This window comes from Eisenbergiella tayi, assembly GCF_001881565.1.
Classification (GTDB): domain Bacteria; phylum Bacillota; class Clostridia; order Lachnospirales; family Lachnospiraceae; genus Eisenbergiella; species Eisenbergiella tayi.
In genome coordinates, this window is the sequence record NZ_MPDJ01000001.1 from 431,488 (window position 1) to 449,747 (window position 18,260).

16 protein-coding genes are annotated in these 18,260 nt (G+C 48.2%); 2 read left to right on the forward strand and 14 right to left on the reverse strand.

Features of this window, described 5'->3' with window-relative positions; all coding sequences use genetic code 11:
* Window positions 1-36: 36 nt before the first annotated feature.
* Genes BLA28_RS01810 through BLA28_RS01830 form a run of 5 tightly spaced genes read right to left on the reverse strand, consistent with a single transcriptional unit; the run spans window position 37 to window position 6,325 of the window.
* Window positions 37-1,575, reverse strand: a complete 1,539-nt coding sequence (locus tag BLA28_RS01810; RefSeq protein WP_069155798.1) for a DUF5605 domain-containing protein — start codon at window positions 1,573-1,575, stop codon at window positions 37-39.
* Between the two features lie 21 nt (window positions 1,576-1,596).
* The gene (locus tag BLA28_RS01815; protein ID WP_069155799.1) at window positions 1,597-3,081 is read right to left on the reverse strand and encodes an FGGY-family carbohydrate kinase; all 1,485 of its coding nucleotides are present in this window, start codon (window positions 3,079-3,081) and stop codon (window positions 1,597-1,599) included.
* A 41-nt stretch (window positions 3,082-3,122) separates the two neighbouring features.
* The gene (locus BLA28_RS01820; protein ID WP_069155800.1) at window positions 3,123-4,061 is read right to left on the reverse strand and encodes a transketolase family protein; all 939 of its coding nucleotides are present in this window, start codon (window positions 4,059-4,061) and stop codon (window positions 3,123-3,125) included.
* Window positions 4,054-4,884 (reverse strand): transketolase, encoded by an 831-nt coding sequence (locus tag BLA28_RS01825; RefSeq protein WP_025485588.1) that lies wholly within the window; start codon window positions 4,882-4,884, stop codon window positions 4,054-4,056. Before BLA28_RS01825 ends, BLA28_RS01820 begins: the two co-directional genes overlap by 8 nt.
* A 40-nt stretch (window positions 4,885-4,924) precedes the next feature.
* Window positions 4,925-6,325, reverse strand: a complete 1,401-nt coding sequence (locus BLA28_RS01830) for an L-fucose/L-arabinose isomerase family protein (RefSeq protein WP_069155801.1) — start codon at window positions 6,323-6,325, stop codon at window positions 4,925-4,927.
* Between the two features lie 305 nt (window positions 6,326-6,630).
* Here BLA28_RS01830 and BLA28_RS01835 point away from each other — a divergent pair, with 305 nt between their 5' ends.
* Entirely contained in the window at window positions 6,631-7,641 is a 1,011-nt protein-coding gene (locus BLA28_RS01835; RefSeq protein WP_069155802.1) for a LacI family DNA-binding transcriptional regulator, read from the forward strand.
* 60 nt (window positions 7,642-7,701) lie between these two features.
* Here BLA28_RS01835 and BLA28_RS33950 read toward each other — a convergent pair whose 3' ends face one another.
* A complete protein-coding gene (locus BLA28_RS33950; RefSeq protein WP_176726798.1) occupies window positions 7,702-8,352 on the reverse strand; it encodes a coiled-coil domain-containing protein in 651 nt (216 codons plus the stop codon).
* 595 nt (window positions 8,353-8,947) lie between these two features.
* The gene (locus tag BLA28_RS01845; protein ID WP_044971225.1) at window positions 8,948-10,345 is read right to left on the reverse strand and encodes an MATE family efflux transporter; all 1,398 of its coding nucleotides are present in this window, start codon (window positions 10,343-10,345) and stop codon (window positions 8,948-8,950) included.
* A 160-nt stretch (window positions 10,346-10,505) separates the two neighbouring features.
* Here BLA28_RS01845 and BLA28_RS01850 point away from each other — a divergent pair, with 160 nt between their 5' ends.
* Window positions 10,506-10,856 (forward strand): DUF2200 domain-containing protein, encoded by a 351-nt coding sequence (locus BLA28_RS01850; RefSeq protein WP_069155803.1) that lies wholly within the window; start codon window positions 10,506-10,508, stop codon window positions 10,854-10,856.
* Between the two features lie 86 nt (window positions 10,857-10,942).
* Here BLA28_RS01850 and BLA28_RS01855 read toward each other — a convergent pair whose 3' ends face one another.
* From BLA28_RS01855 to BLA28_RS01885, 7 genes are all read right to left on the reverse strand, one after another.
* Window positions 10,943-11,371, reverse strand: a complete 429-nt coding sequence (locus BLA28_RS01855; RefSeq protein ID WP_069155804.1) for an isochorismatase family protein — start codon at window positions 11,369-11,371, stop codon at window positions 10,943-10,945.
* Window positions 11,372-11,473: 102 nt separating this feature from the next.
* Complete coding sequence (locus tag BLA28_RS01860; RefSeq protein ID WP_069155805.1) at window positions 11,474-12,970, reverse strand: methyltransferase domain-containing protein; 1,497 nt, start codon at window positions 12,968-12,970, stop codon at window positions 11,474-11,476.
* A complete protein-coding gene (locus BLA28_RS01865) occupies window positions 12,967-14,421 on the reverse strand; it encodes a DEAD/DEAH box helicase (RefSeq protein ID WP_069156568.1) in 1,455 nt (484 codons plus the stop codon). The genes BLA28_RS01860 and BLA28_RS01865 overlap by 4 nt, the downstream gene beginning before the upstream one ends.
* A gap of 516 nt (window positions 14,422-14,937) precedes the next feature.
* On the reverse strand, window positions 14,938-15,285 hold the full coding sequence (locus BLA28_RS01870; RefSeq protein WP_069155806.1) for a hypothetical protein: 348 nt from the start codon (window positions 15,283-15,285) through the stop codon (window positions 14,938-14,940).
* 20 nt (window positions 15,286-15,305) lie between these two features.
* A complete protein-coding gene (locus BLA28_RS01875; RefSeq protein ID WP_069155807.1) occupies window positions 15,306-16,298 on the reverse strand; it encodes an ABC transporter ATP-binding protein in 993 nt (330 codons plus the stop codon).
* Window positions 16,295-17,323 (reverse strand): ABC transporter ATP-binding protein, encoded by a 1,029-nt coding sequence (locus BLA28_RS01880; RefSeq protein WP_044972612.1) that lies wholly within the window; start codon window positions 17,321-17,323, stop codon window positions 16,295-16,297. Before BLA28_RS01880 ends, BLA28_RS01875 begins: the two co-directional genes overlap by 4 nt.
* A 16-nt stretch (window positions 17,324-17,339) precedes the next feature.
* Entirely contained in the window at window positions 17,340-18,257 is a 918-nt protein-coding gene (locus BLA28_RS01885) for an ABC transporter permease (protein ID WP_044972611.1), read from the reverse strand.
* Window positions 18,258-18,260 lie beyond the last annotated feature (3 nt).

Below are 18,260 nucleotides of genomic sequence, written 5' to 3' on the forward strand. Positions count from 1 at the left end.
CCGCTCACCGGCCGGCTTTATACCTGCTGCCTGATTTCACTGCTCTTTCTTTATCTGTACTGCCATATAAGGCTTTCCGGGAAGCTCCACACGGAATTTCCCGCAGAAAACTCCCCTGTCCTCCACTGTCATGTCCCAGGTATCAATCACCTTTACCCGGAATGGGGTTTCCTCATCAAAGCAGAAATCCCGGAAGGAAGGGCGCATGAAGCTGTAATAAATCAAATAATAATCTTTGACAGCCTTCTCTTCTCCTTCCTTCTCCTCCGGTACCGCACATACCTCATCCCAAACTCGTTTGTAAGGCATCAGGCCGCTTCCCGGAGTTTCACTCATAATCGCATGGAGAAGACCGAACCGCTTATAGCTTTCGCCATGAAGCTTTCCTCCGTGTGACCACCAGAGGATATCATCAGGATTCATATACGTTTCCCCATGTCCGGGGTAACCTCCGCGGCAGACCGCTTCCCAGAAGCGTCTGAGCATCTCTTCTCCGCTGATATTTCCCCAGCCATGCTGGATATTCCCTTCATAGGCGATTTCATCCATCACTACAGGCTTATGGAATTTCTCCCGCCATTCATCGACCAGTTCGGAAGACCTGTATAAATCCACACGCTGTATGCTGCAGTGAGTGATCCATGGCCTGCTGTGGTCATACATCCTCATACAGTTATGAATGGAGCGCAGATGGTGATAAGGATCCTTCTCCACAAGCATAGCGCCGTAGCGTTCCCAGTCCTCCTCTGTCTTGCTCTTCATCAGATCGAATTCATTGGCAAGTGACCACCAGACATTGCGGTAGGATGAGAATCTTGCAATCACATATTTCCAGTAATGGTCATCCTGCTCCTTATTCATGGCAGAAAAGCCCCAGCGGTCATACGGATGCATCACAATCAAATCCGCTTCAATCCCCAGATCCCGAAGGGCAAGGATACACTTCTCTATATGGCGGAAATGCTCCGTATTAAACCTGTAGAAATCCCAGTCATTTCCCTGCGCATTGCCCACATAATCCCAGAAGTTCTCCTTTGTGAGCACACTGGAATCCATAGGTGTTCCTTCATAAGGATAGGATCTGGGTTCTCCCAGGTTATAGTCGTAATGCTTGGGAAAAATACAGAAGCGTATCTTATTAAATGCACTGCTTCTAAGAGTTTCCAGCGTCTGCGCAATCCGCTCATCCGACTGCAGATCCCATACATAGCAGGTAGTCCCTATTGAATAATAGGGTGTTCCATCCTCATAGGCAAAATGATAGGTATCCGCCACCCGCACCGGGCCATGATTCCCTGCACTCGCCGGCATGCTGGAAAAACTTCCGCACTCTTCTTCCTCCAGAAAATCCGCCGTCACCTTAAATGTATATTCCCCTTCATAAGAAGGCATAAAACGTACTTTATAAATACCGTCCCCGTCATAAAAACCATCGGCATCCACAGTTTCCTTATCACAGGAAAAGCTGCCCTTCATCCAATGATCTGCAAAGGGATTGCCCTCTTCGGGACCGTGACAGCTTACCTCCCATACGTCCCATCGTTCTGCCTTCTTCTGATAACTTAATCTGCTCATTTCCCATTCTCTCCTATTTTATCAAACAGCCGTAACCTTTGCCACTGCCGCTTTCCAGCCTTCCTGTTTCTGTTTCCGCACCATTTCGCCCATCTCAGGTATAAATTCTGTCCCGTTCTCCCTGCCGAACAGAACCTCCTCCTGATATAATCCTGCGGCAATACCAGCCATATAGGCCGCCCCTATGCCTGACAGCTCTTCCTCAGCCGGTATCCTCAGCTTCTTTCCTGAAATATCACTCTGAAACTGCATCAGATAACGGTTTCTGGTGGGTCCGCCGTCCACCCAAAGTTCCTTCATGGGAATTCCCGTATCCTGTTCCATAGCCATGATCAAATCCGTTATCTGATAGGCTATACAGTCCAAAGCCGCCCTTACAAGCTCTGCTTTTCCCGTTACCCGGCTCATTCCGATTACAGCCGCCCTGGCATTTTCATCCCAATAGGGAGCTCCCAGCCCTGTAAACGCCGGCACCAGATAAGTTTCATCCGCAGGATTGGCAGACAGCGCCAGTTCTTCCGTTTCCCCGGCCGTCTGAATCAGCTTCATATCCTCCTTAAGCCAGGTAATCACCGCACCGGTATAATTCAGATTTCCCTCAAGCACATACTCTACACGGCCTCTGCGTTTCCATGCAAGGGAGGTCACGACTCCGTGGCGGCTTGCTGTCGCCTTCTCCCCGATGTTCATCATCAGTGAAGAACCGGTGCCATAGGTAGCCTTACTCATTCCGGGCAGAAGACATCCCTGACCGAACAAAGCGGCATGGGAATCTCCTAAAACTGCGCATATCGGCACAGGCTTCTCAAATAACCCTCCCATAAGGGTATAACCAAAAACAGAATCGGAATCGCAGATCTGCGGAAGACATACCATGGGAATCCCGAAAATTTCCGCCAGTTCTTCATCCCAGCCCAGTGTCTGCAGGTTCATCAGCTGCGTCCGGGAGGCGTTGGAATAATCCGTTTTAAAAACATGTTCCTGTGTGAGTTGCCATAGAAGCCAGCTGTCTATTGTCCCCAGACAGATTGCGCCTGATTCAGCCCGCTCCCGTATTTCTGCATTCTGCTGCAGCAGCCACGCCATCTTGGCCGCAGGAAAATATGCAGAAAGGGGAATTCCTGTCTTTTCCCTTATTATACTACCGAATCCCTTCTTTGCAATATCCCTTACAATACCGGCCGCCCGGCCGCACTGCCACACGACGGCATGCTCCAGAGGTTCTCCCGTTTTACGGTCCCACATGGCAGTGGTTTCCCTTTGATTGCTGATTCCCACGGCAGCTATCAGCCCCGGGCTGACAGACGCCTTTTCCATGAGAAGCTTTGCCGCCCGGATTGTATTATCACGGATTTCCCAAAGATCGTGCGATACCCAGCCCTGTTCGTTCACTAGCTGTTTATGAGGAAGGTCCTCCCTAAAAAGCAGCTTTCCTTCACAATCAAACAGCAGCGCCTTCGTTCCCTGGGTACTCTGATCGATACTTATGATATATTCCTGTTTCACTTTTCATCAACCTTCCTGTCTTCTTCCATAAAACAGTTCCCTCAGGCCAGTTTCAGGCCTTCTTCCGCCTTCGCCGCGATCCCTTCCCCATTCAGGCCGTAATAATCAAACACTTCCCTTGAGGTACCGGATATAACAGGCGCATCCGGAAGCGCCATATTCAGTACCCTGCGGGGGCAGGAGCTTCCCACTGCCTGGCTCACCATAGCACCCAGGCCGCCGTAGGGCGCATGCTCTTCCACGGTAACCACAGCCTTAACCTTTTCTGCCGCCCGGATGAGCGATTCTTTGTCCAGCGGCTTCACACAGTACATATCCAAAAGCCCTGCGCTGATACCTTTTTCGGCAAGAAGAGCCACTGCATCCAGAGCCGGACGCACCATTTCCCCGCAGGCCACCAGGAGAACATCCGTCCCTTCCGCCAGTACTGTGGCCTTATCCATGACAAACGCTCCCGCCGTTTCATCATAAATATCTTCCACCGGATTTCGCCCGACCCGTATATAAGCCGGTTTCTTATCCTGAAGAAGGGCTTCCGTAAGCTTTGCCGTCTGAAAACGATCGCTTGGAAGGTATACGCGCATATTGGGAATTGCCGCCATAGCCGCAATATCCTGGGCAGAATGATGGCTCATCCCCAGGGCTCCATAACTGACACCGCCGCTTATTCCTATCAGGGTTACATTGGTATCGGAATATGCACAGTCTATCTTCGCCTGTTCATAGCTTCTTGTGGAAAGGAAGCAGGCCGGAGAGGCGGCAAACGGCTTTTTGCCGCATTTCGCCAATCCCGCGGAAATACTTACCAGATCCTGTTCCGCAATTCCCACTTCCACAAACTGCTCCGGGAATTCCTGTGCAAAAGGCGTCAGGGAAGCGCTGCCCCGGGAATCACTGCATAAAACAACAATGTCTTTGTCTTCCTTTGCTTTTTCCATCAGGACATCACAAATCGCCTGTCTGTTTGGTATTTTATTCATGACAGAATGCCTCCCTTCGTTCTTCTAAATCCTGCATAATCTGCCGGTATTCTTCTGTTCCCGGCACTTTATGATGCCACTGCGCCTTATTTTCCATAACTGCGGAGCCACAGCCCTTCACGGTATTGGCGATCACTACGGAAGGCTTTCCCTTACATGCTCTCGCCGCTTCCCATGCATCGCATAATTCCTGCATACTGTTGCCGTTAATGGAGATAACATTCCAGCCGAATGATGCCCAGCGCTCTTCCTGGCTGTCCTGCCCCATTACATCCTCCGTATTTCCGGATATCTGCAGCCGGTTCCTGTCCACCACCGCACACAGATTATCCAGTTTGTACTGAGAAGCCGACATAGCCCCTTCCCAGACAGAGCCCTCTGCCAGTTCCCCGTCTCCCATAACCGTGTATACACGATAATCTCTTCGATCCATTTTTCCGGCCAGCGCCATGCCCACACTCACAGGCAGACCATGCCCCAGTGAACCGGAATTCATTTCAATTCCGGGAAGTTTATTGTTGGGATGTCCTATATAGGGTGTACCGAACCGTGAAAACTGTTCCATCACTTCTTTTTTAGGGAAAAAACCTTTCGCGGCCAGTACAGCATAATAAGCCTCCACGGAATGCCCCTTGCTCAGAATAAAGCGATCCCTGTTTTCATCGTCTTTATTTTCCGGGCTTATGTTCATCTCCTTAAAATAAAGAGATACCAGAATATCCATAACGCTCATATCGCCCCCGATATGTCCGCCCTTTCCTTCCACAATCATATCCACCACATCTTTGCGGAGTTCATAGGCCAGCGCCGACAGCTTTTTTATCTCATCCATTCTCTTACCTCCATTATCAGAAAAGTGACATTCATTCCCCTCTTAAAAATGCTTTTACTTCCTCTTCCTTATCATCATAAAGATCCGGAGTGATTCCCATATATTTGCAGGCTTCATAAAGCACCGGCACGACATCCTGATGGATCCCCACACAATGATGGATATAAGGCCCTTCCACCAGTTTCGCTTCCAGCCTCTTCAGATTTTCCACCTCCACCCATACATAGGTTCCCTTTGTATAAGGGCCTTCCACTCCTTTTGCATTTCCCAGAAGCAGAGAATATTCCCCGTTGTCTCCGTCAAAACGTACCAGCGTCATATCGCCTGATTTAGCCTGTGCTTCCACAGCACCGGGATGATCAAATGCAAGAGGGTATCCGATAACCGGCTTTTCCCTTGCCACGGAAATCGGCCATGGCCCGCAATGCTGAAGCAGTTCCCCATTTTCATTATCCGGATGCCGAACGGTCCAGTCTGCAAAAAAGCTTCTGTTTTCATCCATTCCCGCTGCTTCCACCAGTACAGCCGTAATCGCTCCATGGATATCTGTTTCACATACCACGGGAATTCCTTCTTCATTCAGCAGAGAATTCGCCGCACAGGGCATGATTCCTATCTCTCCCTGCAGGGCATTCCAGCATTGTATGGCAATGGCATTGCAGCCATATTTATCAGCCAGGTTTTTCATAGCCACCTTCAGCGCCGCCACATTGACAAGCTCCTCCGGTTTGATTTTTACACACATCTTATCCATACAGTAGGCAACTACTTTTTCTACTTCCAGGCCTTCCTCCTTCACCTTCTTCATCTCCGCGGTCAGCTCCGGCATGGGGATAGGGGAAAGCTGGATGTTGAATTTTTCCAGAAGCTCTCCTTCATTGCACATAGTGGACCAAAAGTCAAAAGGTCTGGGAGCGATCTGCAGAATCCTGGTATGACGGAATACATCCACCACATTGCAGACAGCAAGGAAATTACGTATGCCTCTCTCAAATTCCGGATCCGTCAGACGGCAGTTTGTCATATATGTAAAGGGGACACGAAATCTGCGCAGGACCTTACCGGTAGCAAACAATCCGCACTGGCTGTCACGCAGCCGGATACCATCCTCATCTGGTCTTTCATCCCTGGGGCCCCACAGGAGTACCGGCAGATTCATCTCTTTTGCCAGCCTTGCGCAAACATACTCCGTCCCGAAATTACAGTGAGGCATGAAAATGCCCTTTACTTTTTCAGACCGAAACTTCTCCTGGATTTTCTCCCTGTCGGCCTCATCATAAAAAAGCCCTTCTTCGTTTACATCTGTAATATCCACAAATTCAATGCCCAGTTCCTCCAGACGTTTTCTGGTCAGATTAGCATATTTTATTGCATCCGGTGCACTGAAAATACTTCTTCTGGTCGGCAGAAAACCAATTTTAATTCTTTTCATACAATCTCCCTTCTGCGCACTCCGGCGCCCGCTGAATAAATAATTAACATTTACTGAACTTATTTAATTATTAATTTAATACTATTTAATTTAACTAAATTTGTCAAGATATGTTTTTATATAATTTACTAAATCAGAGTAACTAAATTAATCATACAGATAGCTGACATGTTGATATACCGTGGCAAAAACGCCATATTTATCATATTTTATAGGGATTTAATTAAATTTTGAAGGAATAATTTGACTAATGTTTAAATTCGTATTAAAATTAAATAAAAATTCAAATCTTCAGGAGATTCTTCATGGAAATTTCAGCAAAAGAATTAGCTCAATTAATAAATGTCTCACCTGCAACCGTTTCCATGGTTTTTAACAATAAACCGGGAATCAGCGAGGCTACCAGAGAATTGGTTATGCGCACCGCTGCGCAGTATGGATATACGGGAAAAAGCACACAGACGGCATCCTCTTCCAGAGTTATTCAGTTAATCAATTATAAAAAGCATGGAAAAATTGCAGCAGATACGCCTTTCTTTTCCCAACTGACGGAAGGGATTACCCAGGAATGTTACCGCCAGAACGCAGCCCTCCACATTTCTTATTTTTATGAAAACATGGATATTCCCACCCAGCTTGCATCCCTGAAGGAAGTGGACTGTATTGGCATTCTGCTTCTGGCAACGGAAATGGGAAAAGAAGATTTTAAGAAATTCAAAGACTTTCATGTGCCTATTGTGGTTCTCGACTGTTACTACGATGAATTGAAATATGATTGTGTACTGATAAATAATATACAGGGAGCATTTAAAGCTACCAATTATCTGCTTCAATGCGGACATCAGAAAGTCGGTTATCTGCGCTCCGCCATAGAAATCAGCAATTTTGCAGAAAGGGCAGACGGCTATTACAAAGCTCTTCGCGCTCATAACAAAAGCACTTCCCACCCTTATGTCCATGCTATTTCCCCCACTGCGGAAGAAGGCTATCAGGACATGCTGGCCATTCTGGATACCAGACCGGAACTGGCAGACGCATATTTTGCAGATAATGACATCATAGCCGCTGCAGCCATGAAGGCTTTCCGGGAACGGGGCTATCGCCTCCCGGAAGATATTTCCATCATAGGCTTTGACGATATGCCCCTGTGTGATATGATGGTCCCTTCGCTGTCCACCATGCGCGTAAAGAAGCAGGAACTGGGGGCGACTGCGATCCAGCGGCTGATGGATCGGGTGGAAAACAACCAAATTGAATGTCTGAAAATGTGTATGGCAACCAAGTTAATAAAAAGAGAAAGCGTCTCTGTTTTGTGAGACGCCTTTCTTTTATGCGGCATTTTTTATGTTACATTATGTTCCATACTGTATTTCTGTTTATGCGCTGTGTGCTTTTGGATCAGCCATGTGCCTGTTTAATATGTTATGGATTCTTTCCACTTCATCCAATATAAGGCCTTCTGATTTATGAATTTCACTTTTCAGATTGGATTCTGTGCTCTTGATCTGCAGTTCCAAAAAGTCGATACGGTTATTTATCTTTTTGATTTGATCCGCCATGCTGTCAATCTGTTCAGACATATCGTCCATTCGCGCTTCCTGGGCATCCATTCGGGAGGTCAGTGTATTCACTCGTACCGTCAGTATATCCATTCGCTCTGCCAGTGTATCCACCCGTTCTGTCAGTGTATCCACCCGTTCTGCCAGCGTGTCCATACGCCCCGTCAGCGTGTCCACTTGTTCTGCCAGCGTATCCATATGCCCCGTCAGCATATCCATCCGCTCTGCCAGCACCGATACTTGTCCGGTTAATGTGTCCATTCCTCCTGCCATCGCAGATACTTGTTCCGTCAGAGCCGCCGCCTGTTCCGCAAATTCATCCACCCGCCCTGTCAGACCCCCTATTTGTTCTGACAGCGTACTCATTCCGCCTTCCATCACTTCCATCCGGCCGTTCGCAGCCTTCATTTGTTCTGAAATCTCCATACCAATATTCAAAATCAAATCCATTTTTTCACTGTCGTTCACACGCAATACCTCCTGTGTACAATTAATAAAATATATAATGAAGACCGCATGAAAAGCTTTGGAAAAAGCATCACATTCAGCAAACGTTTCATGAATTCTGCATCCGCTTTCTTCTGTGCATGCGCATCTTGATTCAGATAGGAACAAGTCCGGGCTGCCTTTTTATGCATAAAAACAGCACATAAACATACCGTTAGTCAGCAGTTAACTCACTCGTAAACAGGGGGAAGTAATACCGGACTTGTATAGGTGATACTGTTTCAAAATCAGGTATAAAAACAGTAATTAAGAAATTAGCGGCGCGTCAGAATATACACCGACATTTTGTGCAGTTATTTCCGGGAAACTGCAGTCCCTTAATCTGGCTGACGATTTCATCTCGTCCTTGATTGTTATATTAACTGGTAACATCCAGAATTTCAATTGGCAAAATGACGTTTTTTTTAATGCTTCCTGTGCCTCAAAAAGCTTTCAGGCCGCATAAATACTGATTTTTCAGATGTCAAAAGCATGTATTTCCGACAATCAAAATTTTTCTTAAAGGATATTACTCAACCTCCATTTCCTTGAATAGAAAAGGGCGAAGCTAAACGCTTCACCCCCGCAGTTCTTCCCTGAATTGCTGAACCATGGCTTTTCCTTCTTCCGTAACCGGCTTAATCCACTTTCCGCTTCTCGTATAATAAACTTCAAAAATCAGACGGATAATTTCATCCGTATAGATGAAGGCAAATACCGCCAGAAACGGCAGGTGAAGCACCATTCCCGCAATCCATGTAGCCGGAACACTGATGGTAAAGAGGCAAACGATTTCCAGAACCGTGCCGAAAACAGCCTCCCCGCCCGCACGGTAACAGCTGTTCATAATATAGTTGCAGGTACGGATGGTGCCTGCCGCCAGGTAGATCATAATCATATATTTTCCGTAGAACATAGCCTCTGACCCCAGCCCGAACAAACCGAGAAGAGGGCGGTTAAACGCCAGCCCGATGGAACAGATAACAAAGGTAATAGCCGGGCACAGCAGGGCAAAGCCTTTCACGTACTGATATCCCTTCATATGATGGCCCGCGCCGACTTCCTTCCCCACCACCACGGAACTTGCATCCGCCAGTCCTCCGAAAAAGGCGAACACAAAGCCTTCCAGCACACGGAATGCAGCCATAGCCGCTATAGCGGATTCCGCCTGTCTTCCGATTACCACATTGATCAGCATCTGGCCAACTCCGTAAAAAAGCTCATTACAGAGAATGGGGAGACATTTGCTCAGATAGACTTTGGAAAAACCATCTCCCCAGCTGAACATATCCTTTATTCTCAATTTCACCATTCTGCTGTCCTTCAGAAGAAAAGTGAACAGTATGCAAAGATTTACAATACCGGACACCAGTGTCCCCACAGCGGCTCCTGCCGCTCCCATTTTGGGCATGCCAAACCGTCCGTAAATTAAGATCCAGTTCAGGACAAAATTGGTAATAAGCGCCAGAATGGAACTGATAAGGGGCGCTTTTACCCGTTCTGTGGATCGCATCAGAAAGCTCACAAGCATGGCCAATACCTGCAGAGGATAGGCAAATCCCACAATACGTATATAAGGAACGGCCACCTCTATGATATTTTCCTTATCCGTATAAATACCCAGAATCCACTCCGGATTGGTAACGGCCATTGTGCCGAACAGCAAGGCTATTGCCAGCATAAAGACCATGGAAAGGCCAAAGGTCTTATTGATTCCCTTTTCGTTCCCTGCGCCCCAGTACTGAGAGAAAAACAGCAGGGAGCCTCCTGCAAAACCGAAGTAGCAGGAAAAAAACAACGATGATATCTGGGAACAGATCCCGACCGCAGCCACAGACAGCTCTCCCTGGCTTCCAATCATAATCGTATCCACCATGCTTGCCGTTGTGGACAGAAAATTCTGCAGGGCTATGGGCAGGGCTATTGTCACCACTGCTTTAAAAAATATACTCCAGTCAACCTTTGTCTTTTTCAATGTAAATCCCCTCGTCTTCCCTAACAAATACAGCTAAAAAGCCGATATCTTTCATTATATCTTTCTTCAGACAAAATTCAACCATTCCCTTAAAATTACTGTGGCTTATCCAACAATTTATGATACAATATCAATAGATTTGTTTTGGAGGAAAGCCTATATGAACAACGATAAAGTATATCAGATGGATTTTTCAAAAATTTATCCCCTTCTTGTGAACAAAGCAAAGAAAAAAGGAAGAACTGAGGCCGAAGTGGATGAAATCATCTGCTGGCTTACCGGATACCAGCCGGAAGATATAAAAACAATTCTCGAAAAACAGGTCAGCTATGCTGAGTTTTTCCGGAATGCTCCGGAGCTGAATGCTGACCGGCACCTGATAAAGGGCTCCATATGCGGTATCAAGGTAGAAGAAATTGAAGAACCTCTTATGCAGGAAATACGCTATCTCGATAAACTGATCGACGAGCTGTCCAAGGGAAAAGCAATGGACAAAATCCTGCGTAAATAATGGCTCTTTGCGGATGTATGGTCTGTTTATTGACAAACTTCGCACTTGCCGTAGGGAGCAGGGGCGAAGTTTGATTATTGGATTGATTAAATAAAAATCACTTTTGCCTTTTCCAGCCTGTCCTTCATTTTTTGAAATCCGGCCTTATTTTTTATCCCGACGCAGTCACTGTTATAAACCGCCGTCAGCCCATGTTTTACGGCCCCCAGCGCCGACATACCCACACAAAACTGCCCGTCTATACCGACCACCTCAACTTCATCAATCGAATTTTCCTCCAGAAACCGCACCAGATCCGGATTGGAAAAACAGTCTGCATGCTGCTTTTCAAACAGCAATTCTGATGCTACCGTCAATCCATCGGCCAGCTGAGGCCTGAACGCTTTTCTCTGATAGAAAAAACGATTGACAATATAAATTATGAGTTCCTTATTTTCCTGACATTCAGCAATACGCCTGTTTATATTTTGAATCAGCCCCTCCGCATCATAATGGCTTTTTGCATTTTTTTCCAAGATAATTTTCCTGCATGTCTATTACTAATAATGCCTTCATTTCAATTCCATCCGTTCCCTGCTTTTTGCAAGCTATACCATTGCGCCCTGGCCTTACAGCCTTTATCCCCTCCGCCGAAGCAGCAATACATAAGTCCCTTCTTTTTTGGAGATTTCAAAGCTCTTATATATATAAAACCGGCTGCGCGGGGCAAAGCGTTCCACCAGCTCCTTGTTATGGGAATAGAGAATCATGAGAGCATCCGGATTCAGATAATCGGAAATGCTATGAAAAAAACGTTCATAAATCTCTTCCACATCCTCTTCCGTAATTCTGCCTATTTGAAAAGGCATATCCGTAATCACCTCATCAAACAGATACGCATGCTCAAAGCGGAAAAAATCCCGGTTTATATAGTGAATGATCTGGCCCGCCGCCCTGGTATTTATCCTGGCCTTCACAATGGCGTCTTCCTGGATATCCACGCCATAGGTGGAACCGGCCTTAACCGCTTTATAACGTTCGATCAGCATTGTTCCCACGCCACAGAAGGGATCCAGAACCTGGGCATTTTCTTTCATATATTCGGCCGCAAGCGCCGCCGTCAGGGCCGCATTCACCGGACGGATGCTTGTGGGAATGACTTCCTTACGATAGGAAAAGCGATCATCTTTCAATGTAAACAGCTTCATAAGCAGATTACAGCCGCCTTCTTTATTCTGTATAACGCGCAGCTCCAGCTCATAATTGGCCGTATTATTCGTGAGTCTCCTCTGCGATAACCGTTCTATCCGGGCAGACAATTTCTTCACAAATGCACTCTTTTCGTCCAGCGGCTTTTTGCTCTTCATCTCCACACGGAAAAAATATGGCGCTTCTCCGGCATGTATTTTTTCCAGCCAGCAGAGCAGATCGGATTTCACAATTTTTTCTGCCATCTGCAATGCATCCATGGGGGAATTTTCCATTCCTTTTATGACAAAAAGAAGTTCGTGGTAGGTGCGTATGGTATCCACCCATTTCAGATTCGTCACCCGGGCCCTGACCCCTGCTCCGAAAAGCTTTGTTTTTGCACCGGGCTCAAGGCTGATCAGCTCCTTCTGTGTATACTCCGCAAAGTTACGGTTTGTAAGCAGGATGATATCAAAGGATTCGTTCCAGCCGGTAAAACGATGGGTTTGAATTCCCTCCGCCCGGACGATCAGGGAAGATAATTCCCTCATTTCCTCCGCCAGATGTTTCTGGTTTTCAGCTGTTACTTCCGTTTTCTGAAGCTCTTCCAGACATTCCTTTAAGTCCTGCACATATTCCTCATAATCAAAATTCCCCATTGCCGTCAGATAAGAGCTTCGGACGAAACGCTGTTCTTCTTTTCTGTAGCTTTCAAAAACAGGAGCCATGAACTCCTGACGGCCCAAATCACCCATCAGCAGCGCCGCATTTTTCCTTGTCTTGGCATCCTCGGAATGAAGCAGCTCTGTCAGCAGGAATTCCTCCCCTCTGATCAGTTCGGAAAAACGCCGCCGCAAATCCTTATCCTTTATCTCCTGCCTGAGCCTGCTTAAATTCTGCCGTACATCCTGATTTTCTTTGATTTGCTGCCACTCTTCTTTAATCATAACGTCCCTCTCGTTTTCCTGACCTTCCTGATTTTCCCTTTGATAGGTCTGGTCTGCAGGTACTCCAGCACCATGTTTCCCTTTTGATTCAGTATCTCCACATAACTCAGGCTGTCCCTGATATCAATAATACCGATATCGGAAACCTCTATTCCCTCAAGGCCGCAGATGGTTCCCACAATATCGCTCGCCCGCAGCTTCGATTTCCGTCCCCCGCCGATGGACAGTCGCATAATTCCCGCATTCAGCGCCGCCCCCTTTGCCGGTTTGGGCGCTGATTTGATGCGCTGGCTTTTCCAGAATTCTTTTTCCTTCTCTTCATCCGTTCCCGGATCCGCAAGCAATGTGAGACTGCGGCCTGTATACGCTTCCACCTGCTTTACCATATGCAGCTCCTCGTCCGATACCAGGCTGACCGCAATCCCGCTTTTCCCATTTCTTCCGGTTCTTCCTATTCTGTGCACATAGGTTTCTTTTCCCGTCGGAAAATCATAGTTGATGACATGGGTAATGCTCTCAAAATCAATCCCTCTTGCCGCCACATCTGTGGCAATCAAAAACCGGAAGCATCCCCGTCGGAAAGCATCCACTGTCTTCAGACGTTCCTTCTGCTCCATATCCCCATGAAGCATCCCGCAGAAAATCCGGTTTCTCCGCAGCTTTTGAAACAGTACGTTTACCATTTCCCGCGTTCCGCAGAAAATAATACAGCTTTCCGGATTCTCATCCATCAAAACATGCAGAAACGTATGATATTTCTCCTCCCCGTCCGCCCGATATGCCTTCTGTTCGATACTGCCCGCGCTTTCCTCCGTGTTCTCCACGATAATCGGAACCATATCCCGGATAAACTCATCCACCAGCTCCTGAATTTCCGGTTTAAGAGTCGCAGAAAACAGGGATATCCTGCACCCCTTAGGAATGAGGGCGCAGATTTCCTTCACTTCATCGACAAATCCCATATCCAGCATCAGATCCGCTTCATCCAGAATGAGCCACTTTATTTTATCAGGCTTCAGGCTGTCCCTGCGCACAAGATCCATAACACGTCCCGGAGTTCCCACGACGATATGGGATTTCTGCCGCAGCGTCTGTATCTGTTTGTCAACAGGGAATCCGCCGAATACGGCTGGAACCTTCAGCCTTCTTTTTCTTCCTATATGAAAAATTTCATCGCTGACCTGCACGGATAATTCTCTGGTTGGTTCAAGAACCAGTGCCTGCGGCGCATTTTCCTCCCATTCGATACTTTCACATATGGGAATGGCAAACGCCGCCGTTTTTCCGCTGCCTGTAGGCGCCTTTACCACCGCATTTTTCCCGGCAAGCAGAACGGGCAGCACTTCCTTCTGAATATTTGTAGGGCTGTTATAGCCCAAAGCCTTTAATGCCTCCAGAATTCCGTCCGATATGGCATAGTCACTGAACTGCACATTATCCTGATTTATCATAAAACCCTTTCCGTTACCCAGAAAAAAGACTTCCCCTGATCCGGGAAAGCCTTTTCCGTTTTCATTACCTGTTTCCTTATTCCTGCTGCCCGATTGATTCCGCAATAGGATAGAACCAATCCGCAGAAACAAAGCAGCCTTGTGTCTATTGTAAGGCGGAAGAAATACTCCTGTCAAGCGGCTTTATCCATATCCTGCTGCAGCAAGTTACGATTCATAGCCGTCTGGCCCCTGCCCCGCTGCCCCGCCCTGCTTTGTCCCGCCCCTGCTGTCCGCCCTGTGCCGCGCCGGTCTGCAAGGTTCCTTACAGGGGACACTTCCGTTCGGATAAGCACGCAACGGTACTAAGGCTGCAAAAGACGCAGCCTAAGGACCGGCGAGCTTATAACGCCCCTTACAGGAAACCTTGCAGACCGGCGCGGCACAGGGCGGACAGCAGGGGCGGGACAAAGCAGGGCGGGGCAGCGGGGCAGGGGCCAGACGGCTATGAATCGTAACTTGCTGCAATAAATAAGGCTATAAATAACGCTGAAGGAAATCCGCAGCAGCTCCAACAGCCACAAAAGCCACGGCAGCCATGCCTGCCGCCGTTTTAAAACCTATCACCTCGAAATGTTTCCGAAGGCCCTTTTCCTCCCTGTCGGGCTTTTTCCCCTTCACTATAAGCATTCCCGACAAAAGAAACAGAAGAAGCGCCGCAATAAGAAAAACGCCGTTTTTTGCTGTTTCCAGGCCGGTGCCAATTCCCCCCTTTCCGAAAAGTAAGCCTGAAACAAATAAAAGAACAGCCGCTGCCAATGCAGCAGCCATTCCCACGAGAAGCGCTTTTACCAAATCCTTAAGCAGATTTTTTATCCTGTTCATATTCACTCCTCTAAAACCTGTCACTTACCGTCGTTTCCCTGTACACAGCGGTGGCAGGCCACATAATGCCCTTCCCCGATTTCCGTAAGAGGCGGCATTTCCTGTTCGCAGACGGGCATCGCATATTTGCATCTTCCCCTGAATCTGCAGCCGGGCTTTGTATTGATGGGGCTCGGCACTTCCCCCTCCAGGCGTATTTTGTTCTCGTCCCTTTCCTTTTCGATCTCCGGATCCGGGATCGGGATGGCGGAAAGCAGCGCCTGCGTGTAGGGATGAAGCGGGTTATCATATAATTTCGCCGAGGTTGTCAGCTCCACCAGCGTTCCCAGATAAAGCACCGCCACCCTGTCGGAAATATGCTTTACCATGGACAGGTCATGCGCCACAAACAGATAGGTCAGCCCCATCTTCTTCTGCAGATCGACAAGCAGGTTGACAATCTGCGCCTGGATGGAAACATCCAGCGCGGAGATCGGCTCGTCCAGCACGATAAACTCCGGCTGCACCGCCAGCGCGCGGGCAATGCCGATTCTCTGGCGCTGTCCTCCTGAAAATTCATGTACAAACCGGTTCGCGTGTTCCCTGTTCAGCCCAACCAGCTCCAGATACTTATAAATGATATCCTGGCGTTCCTGTTTTGTCTTTGCCAGGTGATGGATGTCAATTCCCTCGCCGATGATTTCCGCAACTGTCATACGGGGATCCAGGGAATTATAGGGATCCTGGAACACCATCTGCACTTCTTTTTTAAAGGACCGTTTCTCCTTCGGATCCAGCGCGTGTACATCCTGCCCTTTGTACAGGACCTTTCCGTCCGTTCTGTCATAGAGGCCGATACAGGTACGGCCGCAGGTCGTCTTGCCGCAGCCCGATTCCCCTACCATCCCCAGCGTCTCGCCCTTATAAATATCAAAGGAAACATCGTCCACCGCTTTTAATATGGTATTTTTCCCCACATGAAAATATTTTTTCAGATGCTGTACGGAAAGCAGCACTTCCTTTTGTTCCTTCATCGCTTTCCTCCTTTCCGCTCCGGCATCTCCACCTTCGGCGCCATCTCATGATGCAGCCAGCAGGATGCCATATGGCCGTCCCCGAAATCCGTGCGCTCCGGCATTTCCTCTTTACAGATTTCCATACAGTATCTGCATCTGGTGGAAAAAGGGCAGCCTTTGGGCGGATTCAGCAGATCGGGCGGCGTTCCGGGTATGGATGCCAGCTCCTGTTTGTTTTCCAGGTCAAGGCGCGGTACGGATTCGATCAGCGCCCAGGTATAGGGATGCCTCGGGCGGTAAAAAATGTCCGCACACTTTCCCTTTTCCACGATCACGCCGGAATACATGACCGCGATATCCTGCGCCAGATTCGCCACAACACCCAGGTCATGGGTGATAATGATAACGGATGTATTATGCTTCTTCTGCAGATCCTTGATGATATCCAGAATCTGCCCCTGGATAGTCACATCCAGCGCCGTCGTCGGCTCGTCGCAGATCAGGAGCTTCGGGTCACAGGCAAAGGCGATGGCGATCATAACACGCTGGCGCATACCGCCGGAAAATTCATGCGGGTACTGCTTCACCCTCTTCTCAGGCTCCGGGATGCCGACCATACGCAGCATTTCCACCGCTTCCTTCTGCGCCGATTTTTTATCCATGTTCTTATGGGCCATCAGATTTTCCATAATCTGCTTTCCCACACGCATGGTGGGATTTAAGGAGGCCAGCGCGTCCTGGAAAATAATCGCGCACTCCCCGCCCTTATATGCCTGCCATTGCTTTTTGCTGTATTTTAATATATTATCGCCGTTATAAAGGATCGTGCTGCCTTCCTTGATTTCTCCGGCAGGTCCTTTGATCAGCCCCATAATGGACTTGGCGGTAACGGATTTCCCGCAGCCGGACTCACCCACAATTGCCAGCGCTTTCCCTGTTTCCAATTCAAAAGAAACCCCTCTGACAGACTGTACCTCTCCCGCATAGGTATGATAGGAAACCCGCAGATCCTTCACTTCCAGTATATTTTTTGTTTCGCTCATTTTGTCTTATCCTCCCTCACTGTCTCAGTCTCGGGTCAAGGGCATCACGCAGGCCGTCTCCCAGCAGGTTAAAGGCCATGACGATGATACAGAGGACCGCACAGGGATAAAACAGCTGGGCCGGATAGAAATCCATGGTCTGCTGTCCCTGGGAAATCAGGACGCCCAGGCTGATCGCCGGAGCTTTCAGGCCGATCCCCAGAAAGCTCAGTCCGGCCTCAGTGAAAATGAACTGCGGGATTGCCGTGGAGGCATCCAGAATGAGGATACTGAGCATATTCGGGATATAATGCTTTAAGATGATCCGGGACGGCTTTGCCCCCAGGACCTCTGCCGCATAGACATACTCCGATTCCTTCAGCTGCTTGATCATACCTCTGGTCTGTCTGGCCGTATTGCACCATGCGGTAATGCTCAGGGCGATCAGCAGCGCGAACAAATTATTGCCCAGTACCATCATGATCAGGATGGTCACCAGCAGATAGGGAACGGAATTGATGACCTCAATGATTCTCATCAGCACATCGTCCACCCAGCCGCCGAAGTGCGCCATAGCCGCTCCGTACAGGGTGCCCACAACAAGCTTTAATATGGTAGCCACGATGGCGATCAGGATAGAAGCCCGTGCGCCGACCCAGATTCGTGAAAACAGATCACGTCCCAGGTTATCGGTGCCAAACCAGTACTGGGCGCTTGAGCCCTTGTTCTTATCCACCACATTCATGGCAATATAATCGTAGCCGCGGATATAAGGACCGATGATGACAAGGACAACGAGCAGTCCCAGAACCACCAGCGATACCATAGCCACAGGATTTTTCTTCAGCCTTCTCCAGGCATCCTGCCAGTAGGAGATGGTTGGACGGTCGATCCGGTTGGCTTCCTCCTGGGAGAAGCCGATGACTTTAAATTTTTCCGGTGTTAATTGTGCCATTCT